Source organism: Sphingomonas sp. GW821-FHT04B01, assembly GCF_059420425.1.
This window is the reverse complement of the sequence record NZ_JBWKTR010000008.1, coordinates 93,553-113,183: the sequence shown is the minus strand read 5'-3', so window position 1 is coordinate 113,183 and position 19,631 is coordinate 93,553. Positions and strand designations below refer to the sequence as shown.

Below are 19,631 nucleotides of genomic sequence, written 5' to 3'. Positions count from 1 at the left end.
CTTCTTCACGGCCGCAGGTCGGCGATCTGGTTGACGAACGACGCGCCGACGCAGGCGAGCGTTCCGAGCGCGGCATAGCCGTCGGGCGTCGCCGCGGCGTGGACCGGCAATTGGCAGGACCGGCCGTCGGGCGCCTGGATCTTCAGCACGGCATTGCGGATCGTCTCGATCTGGAAATAGCCCGCGGCATCGGTGTCGCCGATCGCGCCGGCGGCGTGGATCGCCGCATTGGCGACCGGCGTGCCGTCGTGCCACAGCAGCCGCCCGAACATCGCGACGACGTGGCGCGTCTTCCATTCGAGCCGCGCGACGGTGCCGGGATAGACGCTCACCTTGCGCGTGCCGCCATCCAGATGCATCAGCTCTTCGCCGGTCGAGCGCAGGCGCACGGCATATTGGCGATAGGCCGGCACCGACACCGCCAGCGTCTCGCCGAGCCGAACGGTGCCGCGCGTGCCATTGTCGACCAGCACCTCGAACGGGGCGCCGGCGGGGCCCTTGCGGCGGGGCTCGCCATCCTCCTGCACCGAGACGACGATGATCGCGTCGTTGCGCTCGCGGCCTTGCAGGACGAGCGCGCGATGCGTCGCCGCGGCGGTCGTCTGGAAGCCGAAACTATATTGGGTGGCGCCGTTGCTGCCCGCGAGCGGCTGCGCGACATCGGCATAGAGCGCGGCGGCGCGGGTGCGCAGATCGGCATGGCCGCGCGCCAGCGTGCCGCCGACCTCGCGCTCCACGCCGCCCGACAGTGCCAGCTCGCCGCCGAGCACGCGATCGCGCTGCCACGCCCCTGCGATGCCACCGACCGCCGCGACGCCACGCTGCGTGCCGCCGACATCGCTGGCGCGCAGGCCGGTGCTGGCGCTCCAGGCGGCGGTGCCGCGCAGCCGCTGGAGACTGATGCCGAGGAACGCCACGCGCCCCTGGTTGGTGATCGTCGCGTCGCCACGCACCGTCACCTGCAAGCCGCCGCGCTGGATCAAGGGGATGGTGAGGCTCGGCCCGAGGCCGTAGGAGGCGCGCGCACGCTGATCCCGGCGGTAGAAACCCGACAGGGCGAACTGGCCGCGGGGCAGCGCATAGTTGATCGTGCCGTTGACCTGGGTGAAGCCGCCGGTCGAGACGCGCGCCGCCGGGTCGGCGCGGAGGATCATCGCGGTCGCGACGCTGTCGCCGAGCGGGATCAGCGGCCGTCCCCCCGGGCTCCACACCCGCCGCAGATCGACCGCATAATTGAGCCGCGCGGTGCCCGACGAGGTGGCCTGGGCCAGCACGCCGAACTGGCCGTGGAGGGAGGCGAGCCCGGCGGCGCGCCATTGCGCGGCGTGGCCGAGCCAATAGCCACCCAGTTCGATCAGCGCGTTGCGATCGGTGCCGAGCACGGTCGCGTCGAGCGCGAGCTGCGGCGTCAGCCGGCGCGCGATGCCCGCTTCGTAGAAGGGCGTGCGCGACGTTGCGATGAAGGTGCCGACGCGGTCGTTGGCGAGCAGCCCGGCATAAGCGAAGACGATCGGGTCGCCGATCGCCGCGATCGCGGCGTTCTTGGTGAAGAAGCGCCGCTCGTCGCGCACCGCGCCGCCGGCCTCGGTGACGTGCAGCACCAGTTCGTAGGCGCCGTCCGGCAGGCTGGAGGTGTCGAGCGCCTGATTGCCCGCGTCATAGGTTCGCGAGGTTAGCAAGCGGCCGTCGCGCAGCACGTCGACGCGCGCCCGCGCCGCCAGCGAGACGACGAGCGGACTGCCGGCGATCAGCGTGCGATCGAGCCGGGTATCGATCTGGCTCTGCACGCCGACGCCGAAGATCCGCCGCCGGCCGGTGAGGTCGATCCCCGGCGTCCATTGCACGCCCGCCGCATAGCGATAGCCGGGCGTGTCGAGCTCGGCCGCGAGCGTATCGGCGAGCAGGCCGTAGCGCGACGAATAGGACATCTCGCTGCGCACGCGGGCATGGCCGTAGCCGAGGATGGCGCGGTTGAGCAGCGTATAGTCGACATAGCCGCCGCTGCCCGCGACGGTGCCGCCGATCTGGTCGACCAGCGACAGGCGCGCCTCGGGCGGCGGCAGATAGCGGCGCTCGCTTGCCGGATGCACCGCCAGCAGCTTCGGATTGAAGAAGAGATCGATACGGAAGCGTGCCGCATCGAGGATCACGCCGGCATCGGCGGGCGTCAGCGTCCGGCAGCCTGCCGGATCGGCATCGGCCGGGCAGACCAGCCCGGGATGCGCATCGAGATCCGGCGCGGCGAGCGCGGCGCGCGCGGTGGCGACGTCGACCAGATCGGGGACGAGGGCGAGCAGCGCGTCGACCTCAAGAAGGGTGACCCGGCCCGAACCGTAGCGCAGCCGCGTCTGGCCGATCGCGCGGCCGCCGACGAAGACGTCGACCATCGCCTCCTGCGGCTTGAGCAACTGGTCGAAGCCCGCTGGCGCGCCGACGTGGAGCTGCGGCGCATCCGCCGGCCGATCCGCACGCGCGCCCGCAGAGCAGCAGAGCGCCGCCGCCGCGGCCAGCGCCAGCCGCCAGCCCCTTCTGGGACGGCACCGGGGAACGGAAGCGCCGGACATGGCGTCGCGCCGCTATTCGGCCGCGATCAGCAGCGTCAGCGTGCCCGTATAGGGACCCGCCGTCGCCTTGCTCAGCTCGCTCGACCGCAGCAGGACGATCAGGCTGGCGCTGTCGTTGCCGAGCACGCAGCCGAGATTGAGGCCGAGGCCGGTCGTCGTCAGTCCGGTGGTGGCCACCCCGGCGACCAGCGCGGTACCGGTCGCCCGGCCCGGCGTGCCGCTCCATTGCACCTCATAGGCCAAAGGCGCACCAGCGCCGGCGAGCGTGAAGGCGCGGTTGATGCCGCTGCCGCTCGCGACCACATTGTAGCGGCCGAGCACACCGGACGATGAGATGCACACGTCCTTGCTGCTGCTGATGTCCGCATCGACCCCGACCGTGCCGAAGGCAAAGTCGGCGAGCCGGGTGATCTGGACCTGCTGCGCGGCAGCGGGCGCGGCGCCGGCGAGCGCCACGGCCAGCATCATGCCGCCGGACAGGGCGCGCGGACATCCGATGGCCACGCTCCCGCCGTCCGTCAGAGCGGGTTGACGAGCAGCGTCAGCGTGCCTGTGTAGCTGGTCAGCGACGGCATCGCCTGCAACTGCGACTGCGCGATGGTGACGATCAGGCTCGACGTCGAGCTGGGCGTCGTCGCGCAGGTCGGCACCGCGGCGGTCGAGACGAAGCCGCTCGACGCGGTCGATGCGACCAGCGCGGTGCCGGAGGTCTGGCCCGAGCTCTGGTTCCACTGCACGGCATAGGACACCGGCGTCAGCGCGCCCGAGGCGAGTGTGAACGCGCCGCCGGTGCCGCTGCCCGTCGCGGTGATCGTATAGCCCTTGGTCGCGGTGTTGCTCCACACGCAATTGTTCTGCGCGCTCAGCGCCTGGGCGTTGGGCTCGGCATTGGCGAAGCTGATGTCGCTGAGGCCGGTGATCTGCACGCGGCTCGGCACCGAGACGGTGATCTGGACGCTGCCCGTCGAGGTTGCGCCGAGTGCGCCGTTGGTCGCGGCCGCAGCCGGCGTCGCGGCGAGTGCGGTGAGGCCGAGCAACGCCGCCGCGCGACCCGGCAGGAACTTTCCGAAAGCAATGATGTTGAGCTTCATGTTGCGCCACCCAAGTTGACCGACGATCAAAGTGCCGGTGAATGTGCCGCCGGACCGCTCGATTGCTCGAACCGTCCAAATAGTTCGGCGTTGATCCGCTGATCTCATGGCGCCGTTAACATTGCGTGTAACATTTTAACCACTTTGATGTGGGTTATGGGCGATTAGAACCACAACTGTTCTATGGGAACGGTGGTTTTATCTATCGTATATGATTTCGTGGTGCGGTTGTGGTTGGGTCGCGCGGTTCGGGCGGTCCGATCATGCCGGGAACCTCATCGGCGCTGCGGAATTGTGGGGAGCAGCGCGTGGGCGAACGCCCCGTGTCATCGATCTGAGGACATTATGAATCGTATCAAGCTGGGCCTGTTCGGGGCCGCCCGTCCGTCGAGCGTATCGGCCGACCTACAAGCGCTGAGCGACGCGCGCACGATCGAAGCGCAGGACCGGCTCGCCGGCCTGACCCCGGTCGAGATCGCCACCGCGGAAGCCCTGTTGCGCAGCGACGGCGTCGCGCTCGCCGCGCGCTGACGCGAGGGTGGGATCAACGTTCGTTGCGGCCGTGACCCCAAGACCTTGATCCGTCACCCCGGGCTCGACCCGGGGTCCCGCTTTGTCCCGATCGACACGTTCAAGATGCAGCGGGACCCCGGATCAAGTCCGGGGTGACGAGGCTTGATGTGGCGGGGTCGCGACCGCGACGAACGTCGCTCCGGCCGCGCGTCGACCGCTTCCGGTCATTCGACCAGGAAGCCCTCGGGTGGCGTGCGGGTGATGAAATGGCCCTTCACGCCCGCGGGCCATTGCTTGAACGCAACCTGCCCGGTGTCGCTGGCGGCGTAGAGCGCGGCATAATCGAGGATCGCGCGCGCCGCTGCCTCGTCCGGAGTGAAACGGCCGAGGACGTAGCCGACCTTGCCCGGCGCGCGCAGGTGGACGGTGCAGAAATCGGCGCAGGCGAACAGGCACGGCATCTCCTGTACCGCGACGCCGGCATAAGCGGGATCGGCAGCGCGTGCCGCATGGAGCGCCGCGACGAGCAGCGCGCCGCCGCGACGGCCGTCGCCATCCTCGCGCGCGTCCGCGGTCAGGCGGCAGGTGCTGCATGCGACTACGGCGGGCCCGGCGGCAACGGGGGTGAGCTTCATCGCGCGACCCGGCGGTGTCCGTCCCGCACCGTCCGCTCCGCGGCGCGGCCGAACAGATCGGCGGCGACCAGCCAGAACAGCGCCTGCGTGCCGATCGCGGCGAGACGGAATTGCCAGAGCAGCGTCGCCGGGAAGCGCGCCGGCACCTCGTCGATCACCGGCAGCAGCCGCTGCACCAGCGCCACCGTGGCCGCATAGATGCCGATCGCGATCAGCAGCCGGTCGAGCCCGGCGATACGGCCGGCGAGGCGGCGATAGCTCCACAGCGCCAGGGTCGCCGCCGCCACCGACAGCGCGAGCATCGCGAAATAGGCGGCGGTGCGCAGCCGCACCGTCTCGTGCAGCCCGACCGCGGGCGGGGTCGGCGGATATTTGATCGCCGGCACCAGCACGATCGCGACGAAGGCCGCGAGCGCGAGCAGCAGCGCGAGGCTGCGCGGCCCGACCCGCGCGAGCCGGCCGTACAGCCCTGCGAAGACGATCGCGAGCAGCCCGCCGAGCGCGGTGCCGTACAGGCCCATCGCGGTGTAGAGGCCCCAGGTCTTCTGCGTCGCGCGGCTGACCAGTTCCTCGTCCGCCGCCATCGCGTGCGCGGCGTTATGCGCCTCCAGCGCCACCGCGGCGTCGATCTGCGGCTCGGCGAACAGCAGCGCGAAGGTGGCGGCGACCAGCGCGCCGATCAGTCCGGCGAGCATCCCCCGCCAGAGCAACGTCCTCATCATGACCGTGCGTCCGTCGGGATCAGTGACAGGGGAAGCCGAGCAGGTGGCGGCCGTCGTGGACATATTCGTGGACGTACATGCCGTCGAACAGCGCGAAGGCGCCCTGTTCGGTGCTGACGAAATACAGCAGGATCAGCGCGACGACCGCGGCGAACACCGCCCAGGGGGCGATATCGGCGAGCGGGATGTGCGTGGTGCCGACGGGAAGAAACGCGTCGTCGAAGGCGGCGGTGGTGCCGGACATCAGTCAGTCTCCTGCCGGGAAAGCGCGCCCGGATGGGGTGGAGGCGCCGGGCGGGGTCTGACTCTCGACAGGCTGGCGCCCGGCGATCACAGTGGCGCGACCGCGCCGGATTTCCACCGGCTTCCCGCCCGGCTCCGATCCGCCATGCTGTGGACGCGGGGCGGGGATGCGTCAACCGATCAGGAGATCCCGCCCGATGCCGACCCGCCTCGTCCTGCTCTGCGCCGGTGCCACCGCGGCGACGCGCGCGGCGCGCTTCGCCGATCCGGCCGAGCCGCTCGACGCCGGCGGGCGCGCCAAGGTGCTGGCGCTCGATCTCGCCGGGGCGGCGGCTGCGCATTGCTGGGTCAGCCCGGCGGCGGCGGCGCGCGAGACCGCCGCACTGATCGGTGTCGCCGCCGAGGAGGCACCGGCGCTCCGCGACATCGATGCCGGCGCATGGACGGGCCGCAGCCTCGAGTCGCTCGCGCCCGCGGCGGTCGCGGCGTGGCTGGCGGCACCCGAGGCGGGCGCGCCGGGCGGCGAAAGCATGGCGGCGGTACGCGCGCGGGTCGGGCCGTGGCTCGACGGGCTGGGCGAGGGGCGTGTGCTGGCGATCAGCCATGCCGCGGTGCTGCGCGCGGCAATCGCGCACGCGCTCGACGTGCCGGTGGCGGCGACGCTGGCGATCGACGTCGCGCCCTTGTCGATCGTCGGACTGTCGCGGCACGGCCGCTGGCGGGTGCAGGAGCTGCGCCGCGGCTGAGGCGTCAGCGTTCGACGATGCGGTCGGCGAGCGGTTCGCGCGCCTGCCAGCCGCGGCGCGCCAGTTCGGGGGTGGCGGCAGGTGCCTCGGGATAGCCGATGCAGAGCACAGCGATCAGCGTCCACTCCGCCGGTACGTCGAGCAGGGCGGTGACATAGGTCGGATCGAGGATCGAAACCCAGCCGAGGCCGATGCCGCGCGCGCGGGCGGCGAGCCACAGCGTGTGGATCGCCATGACGGTGGAATAGCGCAGCATCTCCGGCATCGTCGCGCGGCCGAGGCCGTGGCCGGCGGCGGGCGCCTCGTCGCTGAACACCGCGAGCAATTCGGGCGCCTCGCGCAACCCGTGCAGCTTGAGCCGGGCATATCGCGCGCGGCGCTCGGCATCGGGCAGCCGGTCGGCCGCCGCGGCGCTGGCGCTATCGACATGCGCGGCGAGCGTCTCGCGCAGGCCGGGCGAGCGCAGCCGCACGAAGCGCCACGGCTGGGCGTTGCCGACCGAGGGCGCCAGCGCCGCGGCGGCGAACAGCGCCTGCATCGCCCCCTCCGCCACCGGATCGCGGCGGAAATGGCGCACGTCGCGGCGCCAGTGGAGCAACAGGTCGAGCCGGTCGCGGAGCGCCGCGTCGAAAGCGGGGGCGGTCACGCGGCCGTCCGGCGCAGGAGATAGGTGTCCATGATCCAGCCGTGGTCCGCACGCAGCGCCGCGCGCCGCGCGACGATCGCCGCGCCGGTGTCGGCGAGCGGACCGGCGGCGAGCGCCTGCTGCGGCATGCCGAGATAGGCGCCCCACCAGATCGTCACGCCGGCGGGGTCGAGCGTCGTGAATGCGCAATCGCCGTCGAGCATCACCGCCAGCGTGTCGATGGCCGCCGGCCAGCCGCTCGCGCGCAGCCGGCGGCCGGTGGTGACGAGCACCGGCGCGGCGAGCGTGTTGAGCGGGATGGCATGCGCGGCGGTCAGCGCCTGCAGGCTGGTGATGCCGGGCACCACCGTGACCGTCAGCGCCATGCCGCCACGGCGCAGGCGCGCGGCGATCCGCAGGCTGCTGTCGTAGAGCGAGGGGTCGCCCCAGACGAGCAAGGCGAGCCGCCCGCCGGCGGGCAGGTTGGTGGCGATCGCCCCGGCCCAAGCGGCGGTGATGGCGTCGTGCCAGTCGCGCACCGCCCCAAGATATGGGCCGAGATAGGGGCCGTCCGCGGCGCGTTCGGGCAAATCGAAGACCACGACGCGCGTCGTGTCGGTCAGCACCTCGGCGCAGAGCGCGCGGCGCAGGTCGAGGAGATCGGCGGCTTCGGCGCGCTTGCGCGGCAGCAGGATCAGGTCGGCGGCGCGCATCGCGCGTTCGGCGGCGCGGGTGAGATGATCGGGATTGCCGGTGCCGATGCCGATGAGGTCAAGGTGGATCACGCCTCCTCCATCAACGGGCCATAGAGGATCAATGCCGGTGCCTCCGACACGGTCGCGCGCAGGCGGTCGGCGAGCGCGGCGACGGTGGTGCGGGTCAGCCGCTGGTCGGGGTGGCCGACGTTCTCGGCGAACAGCGCCGGCGTATGGGGTGGCAGACCGTGCGCGACGAGATCGTCGGCGAGCGCCGGAAAGGTGCGTTTGGGCATGAAGACGACGGTGGTCGCGTCGGGATCGGCGAGCGCCGCCATGTTGCGCGCCTGCGGCAGCGTGCCGGTGACGTCGTGGCCGGTGACGAACTGGACGCGCCGCGCCGACAGCCGCCGGGTCAGCGGGATCGCCGCCGCCGCCGCCGCGGCGCTCGCCGAACTGATGCCGGGGACGATCTCGAAGCCGATCCCCGCGTCGCGCAGCGCGACGATCTCTTCCTCGAGCCGGCCGAAGATGGCGGGATCGCCCGATTTGAGGCGGACGACGCGCGCGCCGGTCGCCGCATGCGCGACGAGCAAGGCCGAGACGTGGCTTTGGCTCGGCGAGGGGCGGCCGGCGCGCTTGCCAACCGCGACCAGATCGGCGTCGGCGCGGACGTGACGCAGCACCGGCCCGGCTGACAGATCGTCGAACAGCACGATGTCCGCGGCGCGCAGCCGGTCGACCGCTTTCAGCGTCAGCAACTCGGGGTCGCCCGGTCCCGAGCCGACGAAGGAGACGAAGCCGCTCATCCCACCGCCGCGATCAGGTGGAAGAAGGTGCCCGACACGCGGCGCCGGTACGAACCGGTGTCGGCGAGCTCGGTCCCCTCTGCATCGATGACCCGCGCCAGCGCGGCGTCGGGCTGGTCGAGGATCGTCGAATAATGGAAATCGTGCCCGGCGAGCGTCGTCCCCGCCGGCAGCGCGGCGAGCGGCGCGTGCAGCGCGGCGCGACGATAGCCGAGGTGCATCCGCCGCCGTTCGTAGCTGGTGACGAGGCCGAGCAGCCCGGCCATGCGGTGGCGCACGCCGGCGGCATCGATCAGCCCCTCGCCGAGCGCCATATAGCCGCCGCACTCGCCGTGGACCGGCCGCGTTTCGGCATGGAGGTGGAGCGCGGCCCGGAACCGCTCCGCCGCGGCGAGGCGGCCGGCGTGGAGTTCGGGATAGCCGCCGGGCAGCCAGACCAGATCGGCGGCGGCGTCCGGCGCCTCGTCGGCGAGCGGCGAGAAGGGCAGGATTTCGGCACCGGCGGCGCGCCAGCCGTCGAGCAGATGCGGATAGGTGAAGGAGAAGGCCGCGTCGCGGGCCAGCGCGATGCGTTGCGCGGGCGGCACCAGCGGCGTCGATGGGACCGGCAGGCGCGTGTCGGCGCCGGCGGCGGCATGGAGCGCGTCGAGATCGACGTGCTCCGCCAGGAAGGCGGCATAGGCAGCGATGCGCGCGTCGAGATCGTGATGTTCGGCGGCCTGTACCAGGCCGAGGTGGCGTTCGGGCAATTGCAGGTCGGCGCGCCGCGGCAGGCTGCCGAAGACGCGGAGGCCGATCGCCGCCATCCCGACCCGCGCGAGCCGTTCGTGGCGCGGGCTGGCGACGCGGTTGAGGATCACCCCGGCGATCCGTACCGCGGGATCGAAGCGCGCGAAGCCCAAGGCAGTGGCGGCGGCGGATTGCGCCTGACCCGATATGTCGAGCACCAGCACCACCGGCCAGCCCATCCGTGCGGCGATGTCGGCGCTCGCGCCATTACCGGTCGCGCCCGCGCGGGCGACGCCGTCGAACAGCCCCATCGATCCCTCGGCGAGGACCAGATCGGCATCACCGGCGCGGTCGGCCAGCCCGTCGAGCATCGCCGCCGGCATCGCCCAGCTGTCGAGGTTGAACGACGGACGCCCGCTCGCGGCGCGGTGGAAGGCGGGATCGATATAATCGGGGCCGCTCTTGAACGGCTGCACGGTCAACCCGGCGTCGGTGAAGGCGCGGAGCAGGCCGAGCATCACCGTCGTCTTGCCGGCGCCCGAGGCGGGCGCGGCGATCATCAGGCCCGGAATGGGGCGGGGCGTCATGCCGCATCGCCTCCGGCGAAGCGCGAGTCCACCGATTGCGGGCGGAAGCGACGATCGTAACCGGGCGAATAGAGGCTGCTGTCGCCGAACCCCTCGGCGGCGAGGACGCGGCCGACGAGGATCAGCGCGGTGCGCTCGGGGCCGCCCTCCGCCGCCGCGACGATCGTGGCGAGCGTGGCGCGGACGATGCGCTCGTCGGGCCAGCTCGCCCGCCAGACGATCGCCGCCGGACAGTCCGCGCCATAATGGTCCGCGAGCTCGGCGGCGATCTCGGCGAGGCGGTGAATCGACAGATGGATGGCGAGCGTCGCGCCGGTCGCGCCGAAGGCCGCGAGCGTCTCCGCCGCCGGCATCGCGCTGGCGCGGCCGGAGGTGCGGGTCAGCACCACCGATTGGGCGAGGCCGGGCAGCGTCAGTTCGGCCTCCAGCGCCGCCGCGGCGGCGGCGAAGGCGGGCACGCCGGGGGTGATCGTGACCGGGATGTCCAATGCGCGCAGCCGGCGGAGCTGTTCGCCCATCGCCGACCAGATCGACAGATCGCCCGAATGGAGGCGAGCGACGTCCTGACCCGCCTCGTGCGCCGCGACGATCGCGGCAACGATCTCGTCGAGCGACAGCGACGCGGTGTTCACGATCCGCGCGCCGGGCGGGCAATGGTCGAGCAGCGCGGCGGGCACCAGCGATCCGGCGTAGAGGCAGACCGGCGAGGCGGCGATGCGGTCGCGGCCGCGCAGCGTCAGCAGATCGGGTGCGCCGGGGCCGGCGCCGATGAAATGGACGGTCATGCGGGAATATCCTGTGAGATGGCGAGCGCGCAGGTCGCCATACGGTCCGGCGAGATGCGGCGGGATGTGAGCAGGCGGGCGCCGCGACCGGCGGCGGCGAGCGCTGCGGCCTCGGCGACGCTGCCCGTGCCGCGTGCGGCGAGGCTGGCGGGCGAGCGGGTCGGCGTAACGATGGCGGCGAGCGCATCGGCGGCGATGCCGACCAGCGGCAGGTCGAGCGCGTCGGCCAGCGGCCGGGCGATCGCGAGCCGGTCGGCGGGGATGGCGAGCATCGTCGCGCCATAGTCTTCGCTCGCGACGACGAGTGCGGCGTGCAGTGATGCGGCGGTGGCGCCGGCGCGGCACCCGAAGCCGGCGACGATCATAGCGTCACGCTCCACTGGACCAGCGGATAGCTCGACCTCCAGCCGCGGCGGCTGCCGAGCGACACCGCTTCGGCGAGTTCGATGCGCAGCATTTGCCCGCCGCGCCGCGCGTGCCAGCCGGCGAGCAGGGCTTCGGATTCGAGCGTCACCGCATTGGCGACCAGCCGCGTGCCGGCGGGCAGGTCGGCCCACAGCCGGGCGAGCAAAGCCTCGCCGAGCCCGCCGCCGACGAACACCGCATCCGGTGGCGACCGGCCGGCGAGCACGGCGGGGGCGTCGCCCTCGACGACGTCGAGCCGGTCGACGCCGAGCGCGGCGGCGTTGGCGCGCGCGCGGGCAGCGCGGACGGGATCGCGCTCGAAGCCGATCGCCCGGGTCGAGGGGCAGGCGAGCAGCCATTCGATTGCGATCGATCCCGATCCGCTGCCGATGTCCCACAGCGTCTCGCCGGGCCGCGGCGCGAGTGCCGAGAGTGTCAGCGCGCGCGTCGGGCGCTTGGTGATCTGGCCGTCATGCGCGAACCAGTCGTCGGCGAGGCCGGCGGTGCAAGGCAGGACCGCGCCGTCGCCGGCGAAGGCGATGCCCAGCGCGACGGGATGCGCGATGTCGTCCAGCGCCAAATCCATCGCGGCGGCGTGGCGGATGCGTTCGCGGGGACCGCCGAGCGCTTCGAGGACGGCGATCCGCGATGCGCCGAAGCCGTGGTCGGTCACATAGCGCGCGGCGGCCAGCGCCGCCTCGCCGTCGCGGACCAGCACGATCGCGCGGGCACCCGGCGCCAGATGCCGGCGCAGCCGCGTCGGCGGCGCGGCGTGGAGGCCGAGGCAGACGGTCTCCTCCAGCCGCCAGCCGAGTTGCGCGGCGGCGAGCGCGAAGGTCGAGGGGGCGGGATGGGCGACCCATTCGCCGGGCGTGAGATGGCGGGCGAGCGTGCCGCCCGCGCCGAACCAGAACGGATCGCCCGACGCCAGCATCACCACGCGCTGCCCGCGCCGCGCGAGCAGCGGCGCGATCCCCGCCTCGAACGGCACAGGCCATGGTTCGACCGGGCAGGCGAGCGGCGGCAGCAGCGCGAGATGGCGGCGCGCGCCGGTGACCCATTGCGCCGCGTCGAGCGCGGCCCGGCTTGCCGCGGACAGGCCCGCGGGTCCATCCTCGCCGATCCCGACGATCGTCAGCCACGGATTGCCTTCAGCCATGCCCCATCTCCTGATCCTCGGCGGGACGACCGAGGCGAGCGCGCTCGCCGCCGCCTGCGCGGCGCGCGGGGTGGCGGCGACGCTGAGCTATGCCGGACGTACCGCGGCCCCCGCGGCACAGCCGGTGCCGGTGCGGATCGGCGGCTTCGGCGGGGTGGCTGGGCTGACCGAGCATCTCCGGCGGGAGGGCGTCACGCATCTGGTCGACGCCACCCATCCCTTCGCCGCGCAGATGAGTGGCCATGCCGTCGCCGCCGCCACCGCCGCGGGCGTGCCGCTGCTCGCGCTGACCCGCCCGGCCTGGGTGGCGCAGGCCGGCGACCGCTGGACGCACGTGCCCGACATCGCCGGCGCGGTGGCGGCGCTCGACGGACCGGCGCGGCGGGTGATGCTCGCGCTCGGGCGGATGCACGTCGAGACCTTCGCGGCGCGGCCGCAGCATCGGTATCTGCTCCGCTTCGTCGACCGTCCGGACGTGGCTCCGCCGCTGCCGCAATACGATCTGGTGGTCGATCGCGGGCCGTTCACCGTCGCTGGCGACCGCGCGCTGATCGAGCGGCACGGCATCGACCTGGTCGTCGCCAAGAATGCCGGCGGCAGCGGCGCGGCGGCGAAGCTGGCGGCGGCCCGCGACCTCGGCTTGCCGGTGCTGCTGATCGACCGGCCGATGCTGCCGGCGCGCGCCGAGGTGCACGACGTCGCCGCGGTGATGGCGTGGCTGGGTCATGCCGAGCGCGGCGTATAGAGGATCGGCGCGCCGGTGCGCGCGATTAGCCGGGTGCGGCTCGATCCGACGATCACCATCGTGCGCATGTCGGCCATCGCGCCGCGCGCCGCGGGCAGCGGCACGATGCGCAGCGCTTCCTCCGCGGTGGTGACGGCGCGCGCGAAGAGCACCGGGCGATCGTCGCCGCATGCCTCGCGCAGGATCGCGAAGGCGGCGTCGAGCGTGTCGGGCCGCGCGCGCGAGCGCGGATTGTAGAAGGCGATGGCGAAATCCGCTTCGGCGGCGAGCGCGATCCGGCGTGCGAGCAGCGGCCAGGGCTTGAGATTGTCGGAGAGGTTGATCGCGCAGAAATCATGGCCGAGCGGCGCACCGGCGCGGGCGCTGGCGGCGAGCATCGCGGTGATGCCGGGCAGCACGCGGATGTCGAGGTCGCGCCAGTCGGGCGGCCCCGCCTCCAGCGCCTCGAACACCGCCGCTGCCATTGCGAACACGCCGGGATCGCCCGACGACACCACGACGACGCGTCCCCCCGCCGCCGCCAGCCGCAGCGCGTGGCCGGCACGATCGATCTCGACGCGATTGTCGCTCGCGTGCAGCCGCAGGCCCGGCCGCGGCGCGATCCGCGCGACATAGGGGATATAGCCGACCACGTCGGTCGCGCGGGTTAGCGCGTCGGTCACCTCGGGCGTGATCAGCGCCGAATCGCCCGGTCCCAGCCCGGCGATCGCCAGCCAGCCGCTGTCGCTCATGGCCGCCGCCCCTGGCCGTGGATCAGCAGGATCGCGAAATAGGGTGCGGTCTCGCCCGCCTCGGCGAGCGGGGTGACGCGTTCTTCCGGCATCGCGGCATATTCGACCAGCCAGGCCGCGTCGGTGCGCCCGGCGGCGGCGATCGCGCGGCGCAGCTTGGCGAGGTGGCGGCCGATCTTCATCACCACCAGCGCATCGGTATCGCGGATGCGGCGGGTCAGCTCCTCTTCGGGCAGCGTCGCGGTGGCGATGGTCAGCACGTCGTCGCCCCAGGTGATCGGCCGGTCGGTCGCGGTCCAGGCGCCTGACATGCCGGTGATCCCCGGCACGATCCGCACCGGCACGCGGCCGGCGAGCCGCGCATGCAGGTGCATGAACGATCCGTAGAAGAACGGATCGCCCTCGCACAGGACCACCACGTCCTCGCCCGCTTCCGCCAGCGTGGCGAGATGCGCGGTACAGTCGGCGTAGAAGGCGGCGAGGCAGGCGTTATAGGCGGGGTCGGCGACGGCGATCTCGGTGGTGACCGGATAGTCCATCGCATATTCGACCACGTCGGCACGCAACAGGCCGTCGACCAGCCGGCGGGCACGGCCGGCGCGACCCCGTTTGCGGAAATAGGCGAGGTGGCGCGCGCCGCGCACCAGCCGGTCGGCGCGCACGCTCATCAGGTCGGCGGCGCCGGGGCCGAGGCCGACGCCATGGACGGTGCCGGTCGTCATTCGGCGCGGCTCGCCAGCGCGTTGACCGCGGCGACGGTGATCGCGCTGCCGCCGAGCCGCCCGGCGACGATCGCGCAGGGCACCGGCTGCTCGGCCCAGAGCGCGTCCTTCGACTCGCACGCGCCGACGAAGCCGACCGGGCAGCCGATGATCGCCGCCGGGCGCGGGCAGGCGGGGTCGGCGAGCATATCGAGCAGGTGGAACAAGGCGGTCGGCGCGTTGCCGATCGCCACCACCGCGCCGGCGAGATGCGGCCGCCACAATTCCAGCGCGGCGGCGGAGCGGGTGTTGGCCATCGCCGCGGCGCGCGCCGGCACCTGCGGATCGTGCAGCGTGCAGATCACCGCATTGCCGGCGGGCAGGCGGGCGCGGGTGATGCCCTCGCTGACCATGCGCGCGTCGCACAGGATCGGCGCCCCGTCGGCGAGCGCGGCGCGGGCGCGGGTCGCGAAGCCGGGCGAGAAGCGGATCGCGGCGGCGAGCTCGACCAGTCCGGCGGCATGGATCATCCGCACCGCGACCGGTTCCTCCTCGGGCGGAAAGCGGGCGAGATCGGCCTCGGCGCGGATGATGGCGAACGAGCGGCGATAGATTGCGGCGCCGTCGGTTTCGTAGCTATGCGACACGGGAGGGGCTTTCGAGCAGGGCGATGAGGTCGTCGGGCGACAGGCCGGCGACGGCGGCGGGATCGCCGGCACGGGCGTGGAAGGCGAGATCGAAACGGCCGTCGCGGCCGGTGACGACGACGTCGGCGGGGGCGGCGCGGGCGCAGCCCTTGGCGCATCCAGAAACGTGCAGCCGTCCGGCGACGTGCGGCGCGACACGCAGCGCGAGCGCGCGCGTCGCGACGGTCGCCTGCGGACAGGCGGGTGCGCCGACGCAGGCGTCGACGGCGAGGTCCGCAGCCGCGCAGGCGGGGAGGCCGGCGGCGGCGGGATCGAGCCCCTCGACCAGCAAATTGCGCCACGGCGTCACGCGGATGCCGGTGACGCCGGGCCGGTCGGCGAGATCGGCGAGCATCGCCGCGTCGGTCCGGCCGAAGGGGAGGCCGATCGTGGTGCCTTGGGTGGGTCGTAGCGGATGCGTATTGTGGTCCCCGGCGGAGGCGAGATCTTCGCGCAAGCCGACGCCATCCCCCGTTCTCCCGCGAAGGTGGGAGCCCAGGGCCCCCACTCCAAGACGGTGTCCTGCTTGGTCCTGTGTTCCCGCTTTGGCGGGAACACTGGGGGTGGTGGCACCCCCCGCGAGGTTCGCCGGCAACGGGGCGACATGCCGCGCCATTCGTCCCGCCGCGACGCCGCCGCTGGCGACGAACCATTCCGCCAGCGCGATCAGCGCGGTCGTTTCCTTACCCGGCGCCAGCGCGTACCCACCGGCGCGGCCGTCTGCGCGCAGGATCAGCCCACCGGTCGCATCGCGTTCGATCCGGAAGTCGGCGGGGCTGTCGATCAGGACCGGTTCGCGCCCCGCATCGATCGCGATGCCGATCTTGCCGGGCAGCGGCGGCAGCGCGTCGAGCCGGTCGAGCAGCGCGCAGGCGATGCGATGCGTGTCGTCGCCCTCCCGCCAGTCGGGCGCGACCAGCAGCGCGCGGGCCTCGCGGACCGGATCGGGATCGACCAGCCCGGCGGCGACCAGCGCGGTGAGGGCGACCGCCCAGCCCGCCTCGTCCAACCCGCGCAGCTGGAGCGCGGCGCGGTTGGTGAGGTCGATCAGGCCGTTGCCATGCGTGCGGGCCACCACGGCGATCGTCCGCGCCTGCGCCGGCGTCAGCCGCGCGAGCCGCGGGCGGACGCGCAGGATCAGCCCGTCGCCCGCCGCCATCGGCCGCCATGCGGTCGGGCACCAGCCACGCACGACGCTCATGCCAGCGACGCCACAATGGCGTTGCGCCGCGTCGGCCACAGGCCCGAGCGATGCAGCGCGGCGAAGCGCGCCTCCATCGCGGCGAGCGCGGTGGGATTGGCGGCGGCGAGGAAGGCGCGCACCGCGTCGCGGCCGAGCGTCGCGTCGTGATAAAGGTCGATCAGCTCCGGCGTCACCACGCGCGCGAGATGCGCGAAGGCGCCGAGATGGTCGAGCGTCGCGGCGATCTCGGCGGCGCCGCGGAAGCCGTGGCGCATCATGCCGTCGATCCACGCCGGCTGCGTCGCCCGGCCGCGGACGACGCGGGCGATCTCCTCGCGCAGGCTGCGCGCGCGCAGCCGCTCGGGATCGCGCGCATCGAGATGATAGAGCGCCGCCCGGCCGCCCGCGACCGCCTGGGCGGCGGCGAACCCGCCTTCGTGCGCCGCATAATCGGCGGCGAGCAGCAGGTCGCTTTCGGGCAGGTCCTGCAGATGGACGAAGGCGTCGGCGGCGGCGATGCGCGCGCGCAGGCCGGCGGCATCGGCGCGCGCGTCGGTGTCGTCGAAGGCGAAGGACGAGGCCGCCAGCCACGCCTCGCCCGCCATTGCGCGCGCGGCGTCGGTATAGGTGTCCGCAGCCTCACCCAAGCCGAGCCCGAACCGCCCCGGCGCTGGGCCATAGACGCGCGGCGCGGCGGCACGGCCGACGAACGGGTTCCAGTCGGCGGGCTCGTCGCGCGCCGCCAGCGCCCGTACCGCCTGGCCAAACAGCGTACACAGCGGCGCGAACGTGTCGCGGAACAGGCCGGAGATGCGCAAGGTCACGTCGATCCGCGGCCGATCGAGCAGCGCGAGCGGCAGGATGTCGACGCCGGTGACGCGATCGGAGCCGGTATCCCAGATCGGCGCGGCGCCGAGCAGGTGCAGCGCCATCGCGAATTCCTCGCCGGCGGTGCGCATCGTCGCCGATCCCCACAGATCGACCACCAAGCCGCGCGGATAGTCGCCGTGATCCTGCAGATGGCGGCGGATCAATTCGTCGGCGAGTCGCTGGCCCTGCACATGCGCCGAGCGCGACGGCACCGCGCGCGGATCGACCGCGAACAGGTTGCGCCCGGTCGGCAGCACGTCGGTACGGCCGCGATGCGGCGATCCCGCCGGGCCGGCGGCGACGCGGCGGCCGGCGAGCGCGGCGAGCAGGCCGTCGCGCTCCGCCGCGCCGCACGCGCCGCGCCCGAAGACGTGCAGGCCGTCGCCGAAGCGGCTGTCCTTCACGTCGCAGACGAAGGCGTCGATGCGGGTGATCGCCTCGGCGGCGGTGGCCGCGCCGGCGAGATCGAGTTCGGCGGCGAGTCCGATCGCCTGCGCCTCCTCGGCGATGTCGCGCTGCAACCGGTCGCGCCGCGCCGGGTCGAGCCCGTCGGCATTGGAGAATTCGTCGAGCAGCGTCTCGATCCGCGCGAGACCCACGCCGCCGTCCGCCGCGATCATCGGCGGCGGCAGATGGCCGAGCGTCACCGCGGCGGTGCGGCGCTTGGCCTGCGCCGCCTCGCCGGGATCGTTGACGATGAACGGATAAAGGATCGGCAAGGACCCGGTCAGCGCCTCCGGCCAGCAGGCGTCGGACAGCGCCACCGCCTTGCCGGGCAGCCATTCGAGCGTGCCGTGCGCACCGATCTGGATCGCCGCATGGCACCCGCGGCTGCGCAGCCAGAGGTAGAAAGCGACATAGCCATGGCGGGGAACGCGCGACAGATCGTGATAATCGTCGGCGCGGGTCGCGGGCGTGCCGCGTTCGGGCTGGAGCGCGACCAGCGTCGCGCCGCGCCGCGTCGCGGCGAAGCGGAAGGCGCCGTCGGCGACCGCGGGATCATGCTCGGGCTCGCCCCAGGCTGCGGCGAGATCGTCGCGCAGGCTGGGCGGCAAGGCGGCGAGCGCGGCGCGATAGGCGGCGACCGGCCAGCATAGCCACTCCGCCGCCAAGGCCTCGGCCAGCGGTACGCCGGCGGTGGCGGCATGTCCGGCCGTGGCGAGATCGGCGAGCATCGCCTCGGCCGAGGCGAGCGCGTCGAGCCCGACCGCATGCGCCATCTGGTGGCTCTTGCCGGGATAGGTGGAGAGGATCAGCGCCAGCCGCCGCGCCGCCGGTGCGGTCCGGCCGAGCGAGACCCAGGCGGCGACGCGATCGGCGATCGCCGCGATGCGGGCGGGGTCGGCGCGATGCGCGCGGCGGGCGTAATCGAGATCGGGGTCGCGCACCGCATCCTGCTTGCAACTGGCGATCCCGGCGAAGATGCGGCCGTCGACCTCGGGCAGGACGACGTGCATCGCGAGATCGGCGGGCGACAGCCCGCGCGCGCTCTCCGCCCAGGCGGCCTGCGTCGAGGTGGCGAGCGCGACCTGGAAGACCGGCACGTCGGCGCCGTCGAGCGGCGACTCGGTCTCGTCGCGCGCCGAGAAGGCGGTGGCGTTGAGGATCGCGACCGGGGCCAGCGCCTTGACCCAGCGCGCGATCCAGCCGCGCGCGTGCGCGTCCTTGAGCGACGGCGCGAACAGCGGGACGACGTCGAAGCCGCGCGCCGCCAGCGCCCCGGCGAGCGCCGCGACCGGATCGAGATCGGCGGCGAGCAGATAGGAGCGGTAGAAGGTGAGCAGCACCCGCGGCCGCGCCTCCGGCCGGATCGCGAGCGCCGCGGGGCAGGTGACGCCGTCCGTCTGCGTCCAGCCGCCGACCGGCGGAACCGCACGCACCCCGCCTACCGGTCCCGCCGCCAGCCCCGCGGCGAGCGCGAGCTGCGCCAGCGCCGCCTGCGCCGCGACCGCGCCGCCGGTGTCGCACAAGGCGGCGAGCCGGCCGAGCGTCGAGCCCGGCACCGTGGAGGCGGCGGCCAGCGCGGCGTCCTCGCGCCCGTCGGCGGCGAGCACCGCCAGCGCGATGCCCTGCGCCCGCGCCAGCGCCTCGACCTGTTGCAGGCCGTAGGACCAATAGGACCGCCCGCCGATCAGCCGGATCAGGATGCCCTTCGCACCCGCCAGCGTCCGCTCGACATAGGTGTCGACCGACAGGGGATGCGCGAGATCGGCGAGGTTGGCGAGCCGCAGCGACGGCAGCGGCACGCCGCCACCGCGCGCGGCATGCCAGCCCGCGGCGAATGCGCCGAGGTCGCTGTCGGAGAAGGACAGGACGACGAGATCCGCCGGCCGCTGGCCGAGATCGCGCGGCGTCGCGATCTCCTCCAGGCCGTGGCTCTCGCGGAAGACGACGTGCATCGTGGGGG

General features: G+C 73.3%; 21 protein-coding genes. 3 read left to right on the top strand and 18 right to left on the bottom strand.

All coding sequences use genetic code 11. The features are described 5' to 3' along the window. Positions 1-5: 5 nt before the first annotated feature. The 3 genes from AC07UH_RS17330 to AC07UH_RS17320 are packed head-to-tail and all read right to left on the bottom strand — an operon-like array spanning position 6 to position 3,655. Positions 6-2,564 carry a TcfC E-set like domain-containing protein gene (locus tag AC07UH_RS17330; RefSeq protein WP_495181240.1) on the bottom strand — a complete coding sequence of 853 codons (2,559 nt, stop codon included), beginning with the start codon at positions 2,562-2,564 and terminating at the stop codon, positions 6-8. A gap of 12 nt (positions 2,565-2,576) precedes the next feature. After that, positions 2,577-3,068, bottom strand: coding sequence for a hypothetical protein (locus tag AC07UH_RS17325; protein WP_495189920.1), 492 nt, complete (start codon positions 3,066-3,068; stop codon positions 2,577-2,579). Between the two features lie 14 nt (positions 3,069-3,082). Continuing rightward, the gene (locus tag AC07UH_RS17320; RefSeq protein WP_137898462.1) at positions 3,083-3,655 is read right to left on the bottom strand and encodes a hypothetical protein; all 573 of its coding nucleotides are present in this window, start codon (positions 3,653-3,655) and stop codon (positions 3,083-3,085) included. A gap of 345 nt (positions 3,656-4,000) precedes the next feature. Between AC07UH_RS17320 and AC07UH_RS17315 the strand changes: the two genes are divergently transcribed. Further along, positions 4,001-4,186, top strand: a complete 186-nt coding sequence (locus tag AC07UH_RS17315) for a hypothetical protein (RefSeq protein ID WP_495181242.1) — start codon at positions 4,001-4,003, stop codon at positions 4,184-4,186. 206 nt (positions 4,187-4,392) lie between these two features. Here AC07UH_RS17315 and AC07UH_RS17310 read toward each other — a convergent pair whose 3' ends face one another. Genes AC07UH_RS17310 through AC07UH_RS17300 form a run of 3 tightly spaced genes read right to left on the bottom strand, consistent with a single transcriptional unit; the run spans position 4,393 to position 5,769 of the window. Then, positions 4,393-4,803 (bottom strand): DUF1636 domain-containing protein, encoded by a 411-nt coding sequence (locus tag AC07UH_RS17310; RefSeq protein WP_495181243.1) that lies wholly within the window; start codon positions 4,801-4,803, stop codon positions 4,393-4,395. Next, positions 4,800-5,522 (bottom strand): CbtA family protein, encoded by a 723-nt coding sequence (locus tag AC07UH_RS17305; protein WP_495189919.1) that lies wholly within the window; start codon positions 5,520-5,522, stop codon positions 4,800-4,802. Before AC07UH_RS17305 ends, AC07UH_RS17310 begins: the two co-directional genes overlap by 4 nt. A 22-nt stretch (positions 5,523-5,544) precedes the next feature. Continuing rightward, positions 5,545-5,769, bottom strand: a complete 225-nt coding sequence (locus tag AC07UH_RS17300) for a CbtB domain-containing protein (protein WP_495181245.1) — start codon at positions 5,767-5,769, stop codon at positions 5,545-5,547. Between the two features lie 196 nt (positions 5,770-5,965). On the opposite strand from AC07UH_RS17300, the gene AC07UH_RS17295 reads away from it, so the two are divergent. Next, entirely contained in the window at positions 5,966-6,514 is a 549-nt protein-coding gene (locus AC07UH_RS17295) for a histidine phosphatase family protein (protein WP_495181246.1), read from the top strand. 4 nt (positions 6,515-6,518) lie between these two features. On the opposite strand, the gene bluB is transcribed toward AC07UH_RS17295, so the two are convergent. Genes bluB through cbiE form a run of 7 tightly spaced genes read right to left on the bottom strand, consistent with a single transcriptional unit; the run spans position 6,519 to position 12,308 of the window. Continuing rightward, on the bottom strand, positions 6,519-7,160 hold the full coding sequence (bluB, locus tag AC07UH_RS17290; RefSeq protein WP_495181247.1) for a 5,6-dimethylbenzimidazole synthase: 642 nt from the start codon (positions 7,158-7,160) through the stop codon (positions 6,519-6,521). Next, positions 7,157-7,924 (bottom strand): precorrin-6A synthase (deacetylating), encoded by a 768-nt coding sequence (cobF, locus tag AC07UH_RS17285; protein ID WP_495181248.1) that lies wholly within the window; start codon positions 7,922-7,924, stop codon positions 7,157-7,159. The genes bluB and cobF overlap by 4 nt, the downstream gene beginning before the upstream one ends. Beyond that, a complete protein-coding gene (gene cobA / locus AC07UH_RS17280) occupies positions 7,921-8,643 on the bottom strand; it encodes a uroporphyrinogen-III C-methyltransferase (protein WP_038665359.1) in 723 nt (240 codons plus the stop codon). The genes cobF and cobA overlap by 4 nt, the downstream gene beginning before the upstream one ends. After that, positions 8,640-9,959 carry a cobyrinic acid a,c-diamide synthase CobB gene (locus AC07UH_RS17275; protein WP_495181249.1) on the bottom strand — a complete coding sequence of 440 codons (1,320 nt, stop codon included), beginning with the start codon at positions 9,957-9,959 and terminating at the stop codon, positions 8,640-8,642. Before AC07UH_RS17275 ends, cobA begins: the two co-directional genes overlap by 4 nt. Beyond that, complete coding sequence (gene cobM / locus AC07UH_RS17270) at positions 9,956-10,744, bottom strand: precorrin-4 C(11)-methyltransferase (RefSeq protein ID WP_495181250.1); 789 nt, start codon at positions 10,742-10,744, stop codon at positions 9,956-9,958. Before cobM ends, AC07UH_RS17275 begins: the two co-directional genes overlap by 4 nt. After that, complete coding sequence (locus AC07UH_RS17265; RefSeq protein ID WP_495181251.1) at positions 10,741-11,109, bottom strand: cobalamin biosynthesis protein; 369 nt, start codon at positions 11,107-11,109, stop codon at positions 10,741-10,743. Before AC07UH_RS17265 ends, cobM begins: the two co-directional genes overlap by 4 nt. Then, positions 11,106-12,308, bottom strand: coding sequence for a precorrin-6y C5,15-methyltransferase (decarboxylating) subunit CbiE (gene cbiE, locus AC07UH_RS17260; RefSeq protein ID WP_495181252.1), 1,203 nt, complete (start codon positions 12,306-12,308; stop codon positions 11,106-11,108). The genes AC07UH_RS17265 and cbiE overlap by 4 nt, the downstream gene beginning before the upstream one ends. Between cbiE and AC07UH_RS17255 the strand changes: the two genes are divergently transcribed. Then, complete coding sequence (locus tag AC07UH_RS17255) at positions 12,307-13,053, top strand: cobalt-precorrin-6A reductase (RefSeq protein WP_495181253.1); 747 nt, start codon at positions 12,307-12,309, stop codon at positions 13,051-13,053. The two genes, cbiE and AC07UH_RS17255, sit on opposite strands and share 2 nt — an antisense overlap. Here AC07UH_RS17255 and cobJ read toward each other — a convergent pair. Genes cobJ through cobN form a run of 5 tightly spaced genes read right to left on the bottom strand, consistent with a single transcriptional unit; the run spans position 13,032 to position 19,623 of the window. Further along, entirely contained in the window at positions 13,032-13,784 is a 753-nt protein-coding gene (cobJ, locus tag AC07UH_RS17250; protein WP_495181254.1) for a precorrin-3B C(17)-methyltransferase, read from the bottom strand. The two genes, AC07UH_RS17255 and cobJ, sit on opposite strands and share 22 nt — an antisense overlap. Next, positions 13,781-14,506, bottom strand: a complete 726-nt coding sequence (gene cobI, locus AC07UH_RS17245; protein WP_495181255.1) for a precorrin-2 C(20)-methyltransferase — start codon at positions 14,504-14,506, stop codon at positions 13,781-13,783. The genes cobJ and cobI overlap by 4 nt, the downstream gene beginning before the upstream one ends. Continuing rightward, positions 14,503-15,132 carry a precorrin-8X methylmutase gene (locus AC07UH_RS17240; RefSeq protein WP_038665383.1) on the bottom strand — a complete coding sequence of 210 codons (630 nt, stop codon included), beginning with the start codon at positions 15,130-15,132 and terminating at the stop codon, positions 14,503-14,505. The genes cobI and AC07UH_RS17240 overlap by 4 nt, the downstream gene beginning before the upstream one ends. Beyond that, positions 15,122-16,372 carry a ferredoxin-like domain-containing protein gene (locus AC07UH_RS17235; protein ID WP_495181256.1) on the bottom strand — a complete coding sequence of 417 codons (1,251 nt, stop codon included), beginning with the start codon at positions 16,370-16,372 and terminating at the stop codon, positions 15,122-15,124. Before AC07UH_RS17235 ends, AC07UH_RS17240 begins: the two co-directional genes overlap by 11 nt. Then, entirely contained in the window at positions 16,369-19,623 is a 3,255-nt protein-coding gene (cobN, locus tag AC07UH_RS17230) for a cobaltochelatase subunit CobN (protein WP_495181257.1), read from the bottom strand. Before cobN ends, AC07UH_RS17235 begins: the two co-directional genes overlap by 4 nt. Positions 19,624-19,631: the final 8 nt, after the last annotated feature.